The 17650-nt window shown below is 36.2% G+C and carries 10 protein-coding genes; 2 read left to right on the forward strand and 8 right to left on the reverse strand.

What is annotated here, in order from left to right:
- Nucleotides 1-10 precede the first annotated feature (10 nt).
- Together JE46_RS20755 and JE46_RS20760 are read left to right on the forward strand one after the other, a co-directional pair.
- A complete protein-coding gene (locus JE46_RS20755; protein ID WP_031457208.1) occupies nucleotides 11-3196 on the forward strand; it encodes a SusC/RagA family TonB-linked outer membrane protein in 3186 nt (1061 codons plus the stop codon).
- Between the two features lie 27 nt (nucleotides 3197-3223).
- Nucleotides 3224-4966 carry a RagB/SusD family nutrient uptake outer membrane protein gene (locus tag JE46_RS20760; protein ID WP_031457209.1) on the forward strand — a complete coding sequence of 581 codons (1743 nt, stop codon included), beginning with the start codon at nucleotides 3224-3226 and terminating at the stop codon, nucleotides 4964-4966.
- 213 nt (nucleotides 4967-5179) lie between these two features.
- Here JE46_RS20760 and JE46_RS20765 read toward each other — a convergent pair whose 3' ends face one another.
- From JE46_RS20765 to JE46_RS20800, 8 genes are all read right to left on the reverse strand, one after another.
- Nucleotides 5180-5827, reverse strand: a complete 648-nt coding sequence (locus tag JE46_RS20765; RefSeq protein ID WP_051872966.1) for an NrtR DNA-binding winged helix domain-containing protein — start codon at nucleotides 5825-5827, stop codon at nucleotides 5180-5182.
- 276 nt (nucleotides 5828-6103) lie between these two features.
- Nucleotides 6104-6589: a GNAT family N-acetyltransferase gene (locus JE46_RS20770; protein ID WP_031457211.1), complete on the reverse strand. Its 486-nt coding sequence runs from the start codon at nucleotides 6587-6589 to the stop codon at nucleotides 6104-6106.
- 90 nt (nucleotides 6590-6679) lie between these two features.
- Complete coding sequence (locus JE46_RS20775) at nucleotides 6680-8167, reverse strand: aminotransferase class V-fold PLP-dependent enzyme (protein WP_236010638.1); 1488 nt, start codon at nucleotides 8165-8167, stop codon at nucleotides 6680-6682.
- 21 nt (nucleotides 8168-8188) lie between these two features.
- A complete protein-coding gene (locus tag JE46_RS20780; RefSeq protein WP_031457213.1) occupies nucleotides 8189-10192 on the reverse strand; it encodes a protein-disulfide reductase DsbD family protein in 2004 nt (667 codons plus the stop codon).
- Nucleotides 10193-10707: 515 nt separating this feature from the next.
- A complete protein-coding gene (locus JE46_RS20785; protein WP_031457214.1) occupies nucleotides 10708-13497 on the reverse strand; it encodes a M16 family metallopeptidase in 2790 nt (929 codons plus the stop codon).
- 208 nt (nucleotides 13498-13705) lie between these two features.
- A complete protein-coding gene (locus JE46_RS20790; protein ID WP_051872967.1) occupies nucleotides 13706-14839 on the reverse strand; it encodes a TlpA disulfide reductase family protein in 1134 nt (377 codons plus the stop codon).
- A 122-nt stretch (nucleotides 14840-14961) separates the two neighbouring features.
- A complete protein-coding gene (locus tag JE46_RS20795) occupies nucleotides 14962-16158 on the reverse strand; it encodes a TlpA disulfide reductase family protein (protein WP_051872968.1) in 1197 nt (398 codons plus the stop codon).
- Between the two features lie 72 nt (nucleotides 16159-16230).
- Complete coding sequence (locus JE46_RS20800; protein WP_035136968.1) at nucleotides 16231-17640, reverse strand: RagB/SusD family nutrient uptake outer membrane protein; 1410 nt, start codon at nucleotides 17638-17640, stop codon at nucleotides 16231-16233.
- Between the last annotated feature and the right edge of the window lie 10 nt (nucleotides 17641-17650).

Consider the following 17650-nt stretch of genomic DNA (forward strand, 5'->3'; position numbering starts at 1 on the left):
AAAAATAGATATGTTAAAAAATTTACAACTAACCTGTGCAATAAGCATCTTCTTTGCCGGAAGCCTTAGTGTATCCCTATATGCTCAAAACGTTCAGGATTCAACTGCAACTACTGTAACTGCTCCTAAAATAAAAAAGGGAATAATAGTAAAAGGTATTGTTAAAGATGCCAAAACTAAAGCAGGTTTATCAGGGATAAATGTAGTAGTTAAAGACTTTTCTGCAGCCATTACCAATGATGACGGTAGTTTTGAAATCAATGTACCTGATTTACAAGCGCTGTTGACTATAAGCGGACAGGAATTCCAAACCAAAGTCTTTCCTCTTAAAAACAGAAATTCAGATTTAGAAATATTTTTGTACGAAGCGTATTATTCTCCTATTTACCAAATAGCCAATTTACCTACCGGAACTGAATTCCAGTACGGAAGCACCAAAGCGGTAAATGTGGTTAATTTTAAAACCAATCAATGGTCCAGTCCCATTAAAGAGTCTGTTGGCGATTTTCTTCAGGGAAGAGTAGCCGGTCTTAACAGTATTAGAAGATCCGGAGTTCCGGGATCAGGGGCTTATTTAAACCTTCGCGGTTTTACTTCTTTGTATGGAACAAATAAACCGTTGATTATTGTTGACGGAATGATTTATGACGATGAAGATTATGGTTCCGGAATTATACAAAACAACTCTTCCTCTCCTTTGGATAATCTGGACGTAAAAGACATTGAAAATATCACTGTCCTTAAAGATGACAGTGCGCTGTATGGAGCCAAAGGAGCTAACGGTGTACTTATTATCAATACCACGCGTCCGACAGAACTGACTACAAAAATTGATTTTACGATGTACGGGAGTGCCAATCAGACACCTGACCAATTGCCTGTTATGGGTGCAGATGCCTACCGTACGCATATTTCGCAGTTAGAAGCTACCCGTGGACTTTCGCAAGATCAAATTGCAGCTCTTCCTTACATGAATGACAATCCTCTGCTTCCGGGATATTACAAATATCATAATGAAACCAACTGGCAGGATAAAATTTTCAAGTCGAGTGTTAGCCAAAACTATTTCCTTAAAGTGCGTGGAGGGGATGATATTGCAAAATATGGTTTGTCTGTAGGATATCTTAATAATCAGGGAATTGTTGAAAACACCGAATCAAAACGTTACAGCACCCGTTTAAATGCAGCTTTGCGTTTAACTGAAAAGCTTTATGTAGATGCCAACATGTCTTTTATCAATAATCTTCAGGAACAGAGAGATCAGGGATTTGCTTACAAAACTAGTCCAATTTATCTGGGTCTTACAAAAGCACCTTTTTTAGCAGCCAATGCTATAGATGATGCCGGAAATGTTTCTCCAAACCTGGCAGATACGGATGATTTTAATGTCAGCAATCCAAGAGCAATACTAAATGACGGAATTGGAACCAACAAAAACTATCGTTTCTTTGGAAACCTGAATTTTAGATATACAATCAATAATACATGGAATTTAAATACCCTTTTTGGACTTACTTATAACAAAGAGCGCGAAATTTTCTTTATTCCGGACAAAGGAGTAGCCGATGTTATTCTGCCTACTGCCATAGCAAAAAACCGTTCCGGTAGTGAGGTACAAATTTTAAACAGCATTTATACTGATACTTACGCCAATTACTTTAAGAAATTTAAGGATGATCAGCAAGTAGATGCTCGTTTTGGTTTTAGAACACAAAGTAATCATTCTGAAAGTGATTTAGGTTTGGGATACAATTCTGCTACTGATGATTTTACAAGCGTAGGAGCCGGATCTAACCTATTGCGCCAGGTTGGAGGAGCTTTAGGAGAATGGAATTGGCTAAACATATATGCCAGTGCAAATTACAATTACCATAATAAATACTTCCTGACAACCAGTTATGCGGTTGATGGTTCAAGCCGTTTTGGAGATAAAGAGAACGGGAATAATAAGTTCTCTCTTATGACGGCTATAACAGGAGCATGGATGGTTTCTGCTGAAAATTTCATGAAAAATTCAAAAACCATTGATTATTTAAAATTGAGAGGAACAATCAGTGAAGGCGGTAATGACGATATCGGAAATTTTACAGCTCAAAAATATTATGTTTCACAAAACTTATTGGGTGTACAAGGTTTGGTAAGTGGTAATATTGGAAATCCAAACCTGCAGTGGGAAACCGTTAAAAAATTTAATGTTGGTGCTGACTTAGGTTTGTTTAATGAACGTATTAATCTTTCTATGGATTTTTACAGAAAGAAAACAGAGGACATGATTGTTTATGAATCTGTTAGCAATGTAACCGGTTTTGATTATGTAGTTTCAAACAGTGGTCAAATGAAAACTTTAGGGGCAGAATTATCTTTGAATAGCCGTGTAATAAGCTCGCCAGATTTTACTTTTGATTTTGGACTGAATTTAGCCACATATAAAAATAAGGTACAAACCCTTCCAAATGGTGATATCCTGACTCAGTTTGGTGGAGCGACATATATTACCTCAGTAGGAAATGATGCTAATTTATTTTATGGTTTAAAAACTAATGGTGTATATTCTACTACTGCAGATGCCAACGCTGACGGATTTTCAAAACGTTTAAGTAATGGTCAATTAGTTCCTTTTGCCGGTGGAGATATGCGGTTTACAGACACAAACGGTGATAAAGTAATTGATGATAAAGACCGTATGATAATTGGTAATCCAAACCCGGATTTAACAGGAAGCATTACAACTAATTTTACCTATAAACGCTTCAGCCTACAGGGACTATTTACTTTTTCAGTAGGAAACGACCTTTATAATGGGGTACGCTACAACCTTGAAAAGATGAGTGGATACGAAAACCAAAGTACTGCTATAGCAAACCGCTGGAGAGCCGAGGGACAACAAACTGATATACCAAAAGCTACATGGGGAGATCCTATGGGAAATGCCAGTTTTTCTGACCGATGGATCGAAGACGGTTCTTACTTAAGGTTAAAAACTTTAGTATTGGGTTATGATTTTAATGTCGAAAAAATGAATTATATAAAAGCCATAAAAATTTATGCTACTGCCAATAACTTGTTTACACTGACAGATTATCTGGGCTATGATCCAGAATTCAGTGCGACCTCATCTATATTTGGTCAGGGTGCAGATATCGGATTAGCACCTCAGTTTACAAGTTTTCAATTAGGATTACGTTTAGGCCTTTAATTATTTTACACTTAGATAAGAATACAGATGATGACAATTAGTATAAAAACAAAAAAAAGCATTCTATTAGGAATACTGGCTCTAACATTTAGCCTGAATTCCTGCTCTGACTATCTGGATGTGCAGCCTGAAGACAAGCTTATTGAAGAGCAAATGTATCGTAATATATATGATGCTGATGCCGCTGTAATGGGGGTTTACGGAAAATTTATGGCACTTGCAGAGAAAAACGTTATTTTGAATGAAATGCGTGCTGACCTGATGACAACAACCAGAAATTCAAGTCCATACCTTAAAGAAATTTCAGAACATAATGTTTCAGCTGACAACCCGTATGCCAATCCTAAAGATTTTTTTGTGGTGATTCAAAACTGTAATAATGTGCTTAAAAATTTCGATATGATGCTCGAAAAAAAGCGTTTTACTCAGGAACAGTATGACCAGCGTTACTCTGATGTGGGAGCAATTCGCAGCTGGGTTTATCTTCAGTTAGGAATTCACTATGGAAACATTCCTTACATCACAGAACCTATTGAAACAATAGAAGATGCAAAAAACATTTCTAAATATCCCCGCATATCATTTAATCAATTATTAGATCAATTGATTTTATTTACCGAAAATTTGCCTTATAAGGATTTATATGCTTCAGGAAGTTCTTTGGTAATTAACATTGACGGCTACAATACAGCAAAATTCTTTATCAACAAAGAATGTTTACTGGGTGATTTACATCTTTGGAAAGGAAATTACAACGCTGCTGCTATACATTACAAAAATGTTATGGAAACCGGAACTAAAGGAGGTGCAGACACAGAACTATATAATACTTACAGGGTAAAATTTGCAGAGGTTACAACACATGACGATTTAGCGGTTGGTTATTTAAGATATTCTGAACAAGACGCTACAACCTTAATCAATAGCAATACACAAGGCTGGAGATCCATTTTTGCCAGGGACAGAGATGCATTGTGGAACACAGAATGGATTTGGTCTTTGCCTTTCGAAAATAATTTTGCTCCTAAAAACCCATTTATCGGTTTATTTTCCAGCAAAAATGGCGATTATCTAGTCAAACCATCCAACACAGCTATTGCCCTATGGGACAGTCAGAAACAAAGTAATGATATCCCTTACGATGCCCGTGGACCAAAATTTACCTATAATATTATAAATGGCGATCCCGTAATTATGAAATACCTTTACAGCAGTGAAGCAGTAGCTACAACCGGAATTGCTAATACAAAAGGTCAATGGTTTTTATACCGTGCAGCTAAATTGCATCTGCGTTATGCAGAAGCTGCCAACAGAGATAACCAGCAAAAAGTAGCGTATGCCATTTTAAATAATGGCATAAGAAGGGCTTATACTCCAAATCCTGCACCTACAGATGTTACTGATGTACAGCAAACCAAATTGCCATTCCCGTATGATTTCGATGCCCGTATGGGGGATTATCCATTTTATAGAGGAAACTGGCATCGTAATGATGGAATTCGTGGCCGTGCTTTCATGAAATTTGTCGGAGCAGTTGGAGATGATATAATTACGACCGAAAACAATATTATTCAGGAAGATGCATTAGAATTAGCTTACGAAGGAAACCGTTGGGAAGATTTGGTTCGTGTGGCTTTACGCCGAAATGACCCATCGTTTTTAGCTGAAAAAGTATACCAAAAACTGAGCAGCGAAGGAAATAGTAAAGCAGACGAAGTACGCTCTAAACTAATGAACGTTAACAATTGGTATTTACCATTTACGTGGTAATATCTTATTAAACAAATAGTTTCAAAATATTACAAATAAAAAGACCTTAGTGGTAAACAAATTACTCCTAAGGTTTTTTATTTTTCTGAAGCTATTCCAGCAATCCACTATATCTTTGCCTGCTTAAAGAAAGCAGTCAAAGGATACCGTTTCTTTCTGGACTAGGGCAGCTGTTTTCAAAAAGAGATTATATTTTAAAGGATTATATTTAGGTTATTTAAAATCCAAAACAAAATCCTTTGAAGCACATTTGTTGAAAAAAGCAGCATTAAATTTGTAGAGTTTATCTCCTTTCTCAGAAACATTTTCTTTTTTTTCTTTCAAAGGCACTACTACTTTTTGCTTTAAAAATTTTCTGCTAAAACTATCCTTATCCGTTTCTATGCCCAAAATTCCCTTATAAAGATTCATTAATTCTGATATCGTAAATTTCTCCGGCAGAAGATTAAAATCAACAGGAGACTCACGAACACATTTTTCTAACTGATACAAACTATAATCTAAAATTAAATTGTGATCCTGAATTAAATCAGGTACATCTGTAATCATAAACCATCTTTGGTATAAATCAACTACACCAAATTTTACCCGATAATCTTCAATATTAATAACCGTGTAATATCTTAAAGTTTGAGAATTTGTACCGGCTCCCTCTGTCAGCTGTTTCAGGAACACATTTTCAAAATTACCAAATTCATTCAGTAAATCCAGGGCAGTCTCATCTGCTTTTTTAGCATCCTTAGCAATTCCGGATATAAGCCCCCATTTTGTCCCTACTCCTTTATTCCCCTTAGATAAGAGCACCTTAAGGCTTCCGTTATCATAGCCGAAAACAACACAATCAATCGTGACCTCATTCATAATTAATCGTTTTAGTATTAATAAAATAGTATTGACAATATGTAAATAAAATTTGCTAAAAAGAACTCTTTATAACATTTGTCGTCACAAACTTATTCGATTAAAATAAAATAACCATCCTGAACCGTGCTGGTACACGGAAATTTTAATTTCATTTACAATCTGAAGAAATACAAGGATTTGGAAGACTTTTATGAAAATTGTATGATCTAAAACTCGTATAAAAAAAACTCCAAAATCAATTTGACTCTGGAGCTACTTTTATTAGAATGCATTCTAAAAAATCAATGTCATATCGTGCCAGACTTCTCCGCCATGAACAGATTGGGAAACGCCCAAATCAGCAAATCCAAAACGTTTATAATATTGAATTAAATGCGATTTACAAGTCAGGATAACACCGTCACGCCTTTCCTTTTTAGCCTGCATAATCAAATGATTCATAAGCTGGCCAGCATAGCCCTGATTGCGATATTCTGGTGCCACAGCAATCCCAAAAACACTTTGCCATTTACCATTTTTATCGTGTAATGATGCTTCACTAAACAATGTATCACTTATGGTATTTTGATTCGTAACCATTCCGTTTACAAAGCCAATTAACTTTCCCTCAGCTTCCAGAAGCCAAAAATGCTCTGGATAGATTTGAATTCTTTTTGTAAATGATTCTTTTGATGCTGCCTCTTTAGGCGGAAAACAAATGTTTTCAATTTCAGTAATAACATCAAGATCATTTAAAGTAGCATTTCTAAAAGTTATCATAGTTGTAAAATTTTAGTAAAATTAAACAAAGTCCCGTTTTAAACAATAAGCCTCCAAAGTCAAAATGATTTTGGAGGCTTCTGTTCTTATTTATAAAACAAACCAATCTCTCACATCTTCTGCAATCGTTTCTTCTGCCATAAGATTTTCAAATTCATTTGTTGACGGATTATACTGATACTCTTTTTGCCACTCTTCATAACAAAGTGCCACTTTTTGAATGGCATTACAAATAAACAACAGCTCTTCGTCTTTCAGTGTGGGATGAAGCGACACTCTTACCCAGCCCGGTTTGTTGCTTAGGTTTTTCTGCAGAAGTTCTTCGGTCATCTTTTTAGACTTTTCCTCACCTAAATCAAACAAATAATGCGCATACGTACTGGCACATGACCAGCCACCACGAACCTGGATTCCGAAACGGTCATTTAAAAGTCGGACGATTAAATTGTAATGGATGTTTTCAATCGTAAAAGAAACACAGCCAATTCGCTCGCTTTTTAAATCACCCAGAATGGATAAACCCTCTATTTTTTGAAGTTCTGAAAAACAAAGATTCAGCAGTTCTTTTTCTCTGTTTTGGATGTTCTCCACTCCAATTTGTTCTTTCAGTTGGAGACATAAAGCCGTACGCATCACCTGTAGAAAACCCGGAGTTCCGCCATCTTCTTTTACTTCTATTGCATCACTGTAATCATAGCCGCCCCACGGATTCGTATATTTTACATTTCCTCCGCCCGGATTATCCGGAAAATTAGCTTTATATAGCTTTTCATTAAAAACCAAAACCCCACAGGTTCCGGGTCCGCCTAAAAATTTATGAGGCGAAAAGAAAATCGCATCCAACTGCTCTTCGGGATCTTTTGGATGCATATCGATTCTAACATACGGTGCAGAAGCTGCAAAATCAACAAAACACAAACCGCCGTTCTGATGCATGATTTTTGCCAGTTCATGATACGGCGTAATAATTCCGGTAACGTTGGAACAGGCCGTAAAAGAACCGATTTTTAAAACTCTGCTTTCGTATTTCTTAAGTTCTGATTCGAGTATTTTCGGATCAACCAAATTGTTTTCACCTGCCGGCAGAATCACCACATCGGCAATGGTTTCATACCACGGAACCTGATTGGAATGATGTTCCATGTGCGTGATAAAAACCACTGGTCTTTCTGCATCAAAATTCAGTTTTACATTGTAGATGTTATCCGCAGACCGCAATCCCATGATACGCTGTAACTTATTTAAAACTGCTGTCATTCCGGTTCCGGTGGTAACCAAAACATCGGATTCATTGGCATTCACATGTTTTTTAATCAATTCTCTTGCATACTGATAAGCATAAGTCGATGCTTTACCGGTTTCACTTGAAAAAGAATGCGTATTGGCAATCATCGGCCCTACTTTATTAAGCATAATATCCTCAATCGGAATGTACAATCTTCCGCTGGCAATCCAGTCGGCATAATATAATTTTTGTTTCCCGTAAACCGATTCAAAAGTATGGTTCCCACCTATTATATTTCCTCTAAACGTAGAAAAATGCTGTTCTAATTCAGTTGTTTTTAAAGTAATTTCCATTTTCATTTATTATTTAAGCATTTACTTTTTAAAATTCCGGATTCCGGACTGCAGCCAGCTGTAATATGCTGTAATATCAGGATTGTACGCAGAAGGTTCTGTCAAATTAGCACTGTTATGATCTACGATTACGTAAAAAGGCTGTGCATTGGCTTTATAAGTCTTTATTTGAAGATCGCTCCATTTATTACCAATCGTTTTGATTTTTTTTCCTGTAGTTTCAGAAACATACTGCTCACTTTCCGGTAAGTCTTTCTTATCATCCACATATAGTGAAATCAGTACGATATCATTTTTTAAAATGCCTAAAACTTTTGAATCAGACCAAACCAGTTCTTCCATTTTTCTACAGTTCACGCAGGCATATCCTGTAAAATCCAATAAAACCGGCTTTCCAGTCTTTCTAGCGAATTCCATCCCTTTATCATAATCATGAAACGTAATGATATTATGCGGACCAAATTCTGCGCCTGTTGGCAATGTTTGTTTACTCACTGTTTCCGTGTTTCCACCACCAATTCCGTTTGGAGATTCGCTGTAATGCATTGCCGGAGGAAATCCGCTGATTAGTTTCAAAGGTGCACCCCAAAGTCCCGGAATCAGATAAATAGTAAAAGTTAAAACAATCAATCCAAGACTTAATCTCCCTACTGAAATATGATTTAGCGGAGAATCATGCGGCAACGTAATTTTTCCGAATAAATAAAATGCCAAAGCTCCAAAAACAGCAATCCAGATGGCTAGGAAAACTTCCCTTTCCAGCCAATGCAATTGTAAAACCAAATCGGCATTGGATAAAAATTTAAAAGCCAGAGCCAATTCTAAAAATCCTAAAACCACTTTTACAGTATTTAACCAGCCTCCTGATTTTGGCAAAGCATTCAGCCAGCCCGGGAAAGCAGCAAATAATGAAAAGGGTAATGCAATGGCAATCGAGAATCCTAACATTCCGACAATTGGTGCGATTCCTCCCTTTGAAGCCGCTTCAACCAACAGTGTCCCAACAATTGGACCTGTACAGGAGAATGATACAATTGCCAAAGCCAGAGCCATAAAGAAAATCCCGATTAGTCCTCCCCTGTCTGCCTGCAAATCGACTTTGTTTGCCAAGGCATTTGGAAGCATAATTTCGAAAGCTCCCAGAAATGAGATTGCAAAAACAACCAATAAAACAAAGAAAATCAGGTTGAACCAAACATTTGTAGAAAGTGCATTCAATGAATCGGCACCAAAAATTGCGGTTACAATAGAACCCAATAAAACATAAATAACTACGATTGAAAATCCGTAAATCACAGCATTTCTGATTCCGGCTGCTTTGGTTTTACTCTGTTTGGTAAAATAACTTACCGTCATTGGAATCATCGGGAAAACACAAGGTGTCAATAAAGCCGCAAAACCAGATAAAAAAGCAATGATAAAAATACTCAAAAATCCTTTTGATTCCTGCTTCTTAACCGGACCAGCAACCGCTTTTGAAACTGTTTTATCTGTTGATACAACTGTTTTATCTTCTGTAACTGCAGTATCATTATTAACTACGACAGTTTCTTCAGCAAGAGCCACTTTTGTTACATTCGGAATCTTAAATGCTAACTCTTCTGAAGACGGAGGCAGGCAATTGCTGTCATCGCAGACCATGAATTCAACTTCGGCAGCGATATTAGAAACATCAGCAGAAGTAAATTTTATCTTTTGTGTAAAAAGTGCTTTGTCTTCAAAATATTTAATTTTCATGTCGAAAATTTTATCCTGAACCTCATGCCCTTTTTCCTCAGTAGTTTTACCGATTAATTCGAAATTTTTCTTTGGATTTTTAAAACTAAAAGCAGTTCTCGAAGGACCTCCTTCTTCGATATATTGTCCATATAAATGCCAGCCGGATTGTATTACGGCCTGAGCTTTCAAAACATATTCCTTATCTGAGATTTTCTCTACAGACGTGCTCCATTTTACCGGATTGTACATTTGCCCAAACATGCCCGCACTAAGCAGCAGCATGAAGGTTATGATGGTATTTTTCATTGATTTTTTGATATTTTAATACGATTCGTATATTTTTCAAACACACTTCGACTCCGCTCAGTACAAGCTGGAATCATAGTTCTCAAATTCTTCAAAGGCATTTCATTTTGCCTAAATTCACATAGCTATGTGTGCAAATCCAGATTTGTTATTGATCTTTTTTTACAATTAAATCTATGGCCTATGTGTTTATTTTTTTTTACGCAGATTCTGCAGATTTAGCAGATTTTCACTAACCTTTTATCTATTTTATTAAAAAAAGAGCTGCTTGCCGACAGCCCTTAAAAGTCTTTCACCGAAAATTGCTTACTAATTCAGTTTCTAAAAATGAGATAATGAAAGACGATTGTTGAAATTTTTGTTTCAGGTTTCAGGTTGTGAGCAGTTTGTCATTCCGAGGAACGAGGAATCTCCGCAAGAAACTCCGTAATCAAAATCGCCTATCTTTGTCGAGCTGCTAACGGAGATTCCTCATCCCTCGGAATAACATAAATTGTGTTTAAAAAATTATAATATTACTTTAAAGGATTACCGTCTTTGTCAAGCGAACCAGATTTAATAATGACCATTTTGTCTAACTGAATGTATTTTTTAATGGCATCATTCACCTGTTGCAAAGTTACTTTCTCAATATCTTTAGGATATTGGTCGATGTAATTTGGCTCCAGACCTCTTTCTACAAAACTCAAAATGGTTCTTGCCATTCCGCTTGTAGTAGACATTCCAACTTTAAAACTTCCGATTAAATTCGTTTTTTTGTTTTCTAATTCGACTGCTGTAATTCCGTCTCTTACCCATTTATCAATCTGAACTTTAGTAGCATCCAGTCCTTTTTGGAACAAAGACGGATTGAAAGAAGCATTTACCAGCCAGTAACCTCCCGTTTGAATGTTTCCACCTAAACCTGATGAAATACTATACGTTAACCCATCATTATCACGAACGGTCTGCATTAAACGACCGGCAAAACCGGCACCTAAAGTATAATTTCCAATGTAAAACGGAAGATAATCGGCATCAGCTCTTTTTAAACCTGTGTATTGTCCGATGTACAATTCGGCACTTGGTTTTTCAGCAATGGTAACAACTTCGGTTTTAGGAGCCGCTTTTACTGCATCTTCAAATTTTAAGGTTTCAGAAACACCGCCATTCCAGCTCTTAAATGATTTTTTCAAAGAAGCATTCAAATTAGCTCCATCAGTATCTCCCACAATGACCAAATGCATCGATGCAGGACCAAAATATTTTTTATGAAATGCTTTTACCTCATCAAGGGTTGCATTTTTAATATTGTTCAGATTATCTTCAACACTCAAGCTGTAATTTGGATTTCCTTTAGGATAAATTGCCTGAGAAAGCGCAATATCACCTCTTTCGCCCGGATCATTCAAATTTTGCTGCATGTTTCCTGTAAACTGCTGTTTGAGGTTTTCGAATTCTTTCTGGTCAAATAAAGGATTACGGATTTCTTCTGCCAATAAAGCAACAACTTGATCTAAATCTTTTTTAAGACATTTAAAACCAATATTTATTTTGGTCGTTGAAGAACTTACATTTAAGTTCACCCCTAACTTTTGAAGTTTTTCAGAGAATTTAAATTTATCATTCAGTGTAGTTCCTTTTGATAACATAGAAGCTGCTAAAGAAGAAACCATTGGATTTTTAGTCTCATTAACAAAATTCCCTAATGAAATACTTGCCGCAACAGTCACAAAATCTTTTGCAGATGTTTTTACCGAAACCACATCGATTCCGACTACTTTTTCTCTTTTGAAAGCCGAAGCTGTTTTTTCAATTACACTATTATCTAAAGCAATTTCTGCTGTATTATTGTTTTGTATTGAAATTTCAAAAGAAGTTTCTTCATGTGAATGTCCGTCTTCCGGATGTCTGAAATAAAAAGGACCATTTTCAGGTATGAAATTATTCGCCTGAGCAGCATCCGGATTTTGAGCACCGGATTGTTTCGGAATAAAATAGCCCGTTGTACTTTGATCTTCAACCAAATATTGCTGAGCTACACGCAATACGTCAGCAGGGGTTACTTTTTTCAATCGGTCAACTCCTGTTACAAAATCTGTCCAGTCACCTGAAGCAATGGCTTCGTTTAATTCTGATGCGATAACACCCGATCCGTCACGGGCTAAAATAGTCTGCGCACTGATTTTGGCAACCACACGATTTACCTCATCCTGAGTTACACCTTCTTTCTGAATTTTAGCTACTACTTCGCTTATTTTAGCATCGATATCCTCATGTTTTGATGTTGTTGGAAAACCAACTCCAATCGTAAAAAGACCAACTTCTTTAAAATTTGTCGCGCTGGCATATGCATAGATTCCCATACGGGTATCCACAAAAGTTTTGTTTAAAATTGCCGAAGGACCAGCACCAATGATTTCGCCTAAAATGTTTAAAGCAGGCAAATCTTCATGCAAAGCACCCGGAATTTTATAAGCCTTGCTTACCACACCCAGTTCTCCCGGTTTTTTAACCACGATTTTACGTGCACCGTATTGCTCCGGTTCTTCGGTATAAGGCTGAGGCAATGTATGAGGCGCTTTTGTGATTCCGCCGAAATATTTTTCGATTAATTCAAAAACATTTTCTTTTTTAAAATCGCCAATAATCGTTAAAGTAGCATTATCCGGCCAGTAATACGTATTGTAGAAATTACGCAGAACCTCTATCGGGGCTTTTTCAATATCCGATTTCCAACCGATTGTTGAATGATGATACGGATGTGCAATATAAGCCGAAGCCCAGATTTCTTTATCCAGCAGACTGTTCGGGTCGTTTTCTCCACGTTCGAATTCGTTGCGGACAACGGTCATTTCTGCTTCTTTATCTTCTTTGGTCAATAAAGAATTGCGCATTCTGTCTGCTTCGATCTGTAATGCTAATCCAATTTTGTCACTTGGCAGTGTTTCGAAATAATTGGTTCGGTCGTACCAGGTTGTGGCATTTAATTGTGCGCCTGTGTTTTGAAGCACATCGGTAATAGTTGTACCGCTTTTTTTATTGAAAGTTGGCGTACCTTTAAACATTAAATGCTCTAAAAGATGCGTTGATCCTGTGTTTCCCAACACTTCATGTTTCGAGCCAACACGATACACAATTTGCACGGTTGCAACCGGAGAAGCGTTGTCCTGCAGAAGCAAAACATTCATTCCGTTTGGCTGGTACAAATATTCTTCGATTCCGCCTAACGCTTTAATTTTCTTGAAATTATCCGATTTGCTCTGTGCAGAAACAAGTGTACAGAAAGCCAGTGAGCAATAGCCCAGAAAGATGTATTTTTTCATTTGTGTTTGATATTTTATGAAGAAATTTATAATTCGTTATTTAGTTTAAACACATAGAATCATAGTTTTTGTAACCGTGAAAAGACGTTTCACTTATTCAAAAAAACATAGCTATATGTTGAGAAATATGTTTCTCTTTTGTATCCTTTTTGAAAAGAAATAAATCTATGTTTCTATGTGTTTAATTTTTTTTGAATTATAAGGCAATTTATGATTTACTGAAAATCTCTTTCAGTTTTGACTGAAGTTCGGCTTCTCTAAGGTTTTTAGCCACGATTTTTCCGTCAGGTCCAATCAGATAATTAGTTGGAACCAATTTTACCCCGTACAAAACAGCCGCTTCATTTTTCCATCCTTTTAAATCTGAAACGTGTGTCCAGGTTAAACCATCTTTTTCGATTGCTTTTTCCCAAAGTTTCTTTTTATCATCTAATGAAACTCCCAATACATCAAATCCTTTGTCGTGATATGTTTTATATGCTAAAACCACATTTGGGTTTTCTTTTCGGCATGGACCGCACCAGCTTGCCCAAAAATCAACCAATACATATTTCCCTTTATAATCAGATAATTTTACCACTTTTCCGTTCACGTCGGTTTGAGAAAATTGTGGCGCTGCAACACCTACAGCCGTTTTATTATTAAGTTCGATTCCTTCTTTTATTTTTTTACCAAAATAAGAGCCTTGTACCTCAGGAGTCAAAACTGCAAAATATTCATTTACCTGTTCCGGTGTTCCGTAAGTTACCAAACGATCATCTAAAACTAATGCTCCTGCAACCTGATCTTTGTGAGATTTGATAAATTTAAAAGTCAAGTCATCTGCCTGAGTCTGCAAATCTTTCCATTTTTTATCCATCATTGCCTGCTGCTCAGCAGTAAGCTTTACTTTTCCGTTTTGACTTAAGGAATCTGATAATTTATAAATTGGTCCCGCAACATCCTGAATCTTTTTAAATTCGTTTTTATAATAAGAACCATAAATAGAATCCTGGGTTGCTCCGGACAATTTGGCCATATAAACTGAATCCTTATGCGCTGTAAATCCAATAGTTTCATTAGACAACACAAAAACTTTTCCGTATTCCTGACCTTTTAACTTAATGCTGTATCTCAAGGGCTCTTCCACTTTTCCTGTAAAGCTAAATTTACCGTCAACGATTTTTGCAGAATCCTTAACTACAGTTTGATCACCATCCTGAAACTCTAAGTAAACTGTTCCGTCTTTTTGTCCCGGAATATTTCCGTTTATAGTAAATCCTTCCTCTTTTTTAGAACAGGAAGTAATTGTGGCTACCAGCGCCAACGCTAATAAACCTGATTTTAAAATTATACTTTTCATGTTGCTATTTTTTTATTTGTAAATGCGTTATGCTTATTTTTTTCTCGCAGATTTAGGAGATTCAGAAGACTTTTTAATCTTTCAATCCGGGGCTGATTTTAAAAAAAAAATTAAAAACCAGATTATGATTTCAATAATTCTTTTAATTTTTCTTCTAATGCCGCTCCTCTTAGATTATCACTGATAATAACACCTTTGCTGTCTACTAAATAAGTTGCAGGAATCGCTTTTACATTAAATGCTTTGCTTACTTTATCATCATCATACAAATTTGGCCATTGCATGTTTTCCTGACCTAAAGCTTTCAACCACGCTTTCTGGTCACTATCGATTGAAATGCTTAAAATTTCAAATCCTTTAGAAGCATATTCTGAATAAGCTGTTTTCAGGTTTGGAATTTCCTTTCTGCATGGCGCACACCAGGAAGCCCAGAAATCAATCAGGATGTATTTTTTTCTTGCCACGATCTCTTTTACGCTTAATGGTTTTCCTTCTTTATCATTTAAGGCAAAATTAGATACACTTGTCCCAATCAATGATTTCGGATTTACTTCTTTATCAACCAATTGTCCGTAATAACTTTTTTTTGCTGCTTCAGAAAATTGTTCAAATTCCGGTTTTTGATCCGGTGTAAAATAGCTGTACTGTATCATCATAAAAAAGGGTCCCCACCAGGTATCTTTATGTTTTGAAATCAGATTTTTTGAACTGGATGCTACTTTATCAAAAAATGCTTTTTCTTTTGCTTCAAAACTTTTCCATTCCGGAGTGTTTCCAATAGAATCCATTGCCTTTTTATTTCCGGCAACCCTTGCTTTACCATAAGCTTCCGAAACTTTTTCAGTGCCTTTGTGATACTCTTGGTAGTCTTTTTCTAATTCTTTTCTAAAAGCAGTTTCTTTTTTATAATAATCATGTGATTTGGATCCTGAAACTACTTCATTTTTAAAGTTAATTCTTTTGTCTTCTCCTTCTGAAACAGTTCCTTCAGCTGATAATTTTATTTTAGAATTTTCTACTAAAACCTGTATAAATCCTTTGTTGTTTCCAAATGCAACATAAAAAAAACGAGGTTCTTTTAATTTTCCTGTCAATGTAAATTTGCCGTCTTTAATTGTTGATTCTGCAACTGCAGGTTCTGAAGAATGCGTTGCTCCCGGAATTAATTTTACTGCTGTTCCATCTTCAAGCCCCTTAATATTTCCTTCAATGGTATAAGAAGCTGCTGCCGGAGGTGCTGCTTTTTTCTTTTGCGCAATGCCGGAAATTGTGAGAAGGCAGATGCACAATCCTGCTATTTTAAATTTAATTGTATTCATTTTTGATTGATATTTTTGATATTTTATAAGAAGCTCCCTTTCGGAATACCTACTCAGGAAGCTTTGGGATCTTTATTTTGCTACATTTTGCGTTATAGTTCCGTTACCCGGATTTCTTGTTGCTCCCTGTGGGAAAGGCATCGTCCATAAATGAGACGTTGACGATAAAGTGTAAGTTGTTCCTGCATTTACTTTTGAGAAACTCACTTTATAAGTGCCCTCTGCGTTTAAACGACGTGCATCTGCAAAAGGAATAATCGTTAAAATAAGTTCGTTATTTTTAGTTCTAAAAATAGCGTTTAGAGCAGTTGTTTTATCTGTAGTTACAATATCCTGATAAGATGATGGCTGAATACGTGTTTTACGCACTGTATTTAGAACCTCTAACGCCTGGCTGATTTGATTGGCACGGGCCAGACATTCTGCTTTAATAAGATATACTTCAACAGTTGTGATTCCGCCGTAATTAAACATTCCGGACAAAGTCCTTCTGTAATACGTATCTGCACCAACAGTTCTAAGTTCCCAACGTGATCTAAAACGGACATCGCCAGTTTCAAAACGTTGTGCACGCTCTACCGGAATACTATACTCTGTTGATAAATACGTTCTTTCACCATGACGAAATGTGTAATTTTCAACATAATTATATCCCATTGGAGAGGGTGTATTCGTATAATCATTTGGAATATCAATTACAGCTTTATTCGCAATATAGTAAGCGTTCCAATCGTATAATTTATTATTTTCGGCTAAAGCCAGATCAGCGTACTTCAGGGCTTCTGTATAATTGCTCATTTGCAGATACACACGAGAATAAAAAGCATAACCTGCTCCTAAATTAGGATGTAAAGCCGTTTGTGAAACTTTTGGCAAATAAGGCAGGGCTTCTTTTACATCGTTCAAAATAAAATCATACAGTTCCTGAATGGTTACCTGTTTACTTGGCGCATTAATATCAGCACTAGTAATAAGAGGCACTGATAATTTTGTCCCTGCTGTTGAAGCCAAATACGTATCTGCATAAAAGTTAACCAGATTATAATAGGACATCGCACGTAAAATTTTTGCCTGAGCCCAAACGGCTCTTTTTTGTTCCTCAGTAGCCTCTGTTGTTGTTAAAGCATTGGCAATAATTAAATTGAAAGTTGAAATTCCTTTATATTGCATATAATAGGTGCTTTCATCTTCTTGATTTAACTGGATACGATCTGTCGTTTCATCCCACATGTAATTTGCTTTTGTCAAACGATCAGCGGCCAGAGTAGCTATATCTATAAACTTATCGTTCATCAGGTTTAATGCCTGTGCAACATTTACGCTTTGGTTAGCGTATTCATCGCGAAGAAAAGCTTCATAATCTGCCAATGTTGTTGGAATTTTAGAGCCTTTTGGTGCATCATCCAGATAATTCTCGCAAGAGGTTAAAACCAATCCTAATGCTAAAATGCACAGTATCTTTTTATATATATTTTTCATCATGTAGTCTTTT

Origin of the sequence: Flavobacterium chungangense LMG 26729, from assembly GCF_000735715.2 — a bacterium.
Lineage (GTDB): Bacteria > Bacteroidota > Bacteroidia > Flavobacteriales > Flavobacteriaceae > Flavobacterium > Flavobacterium chungangense.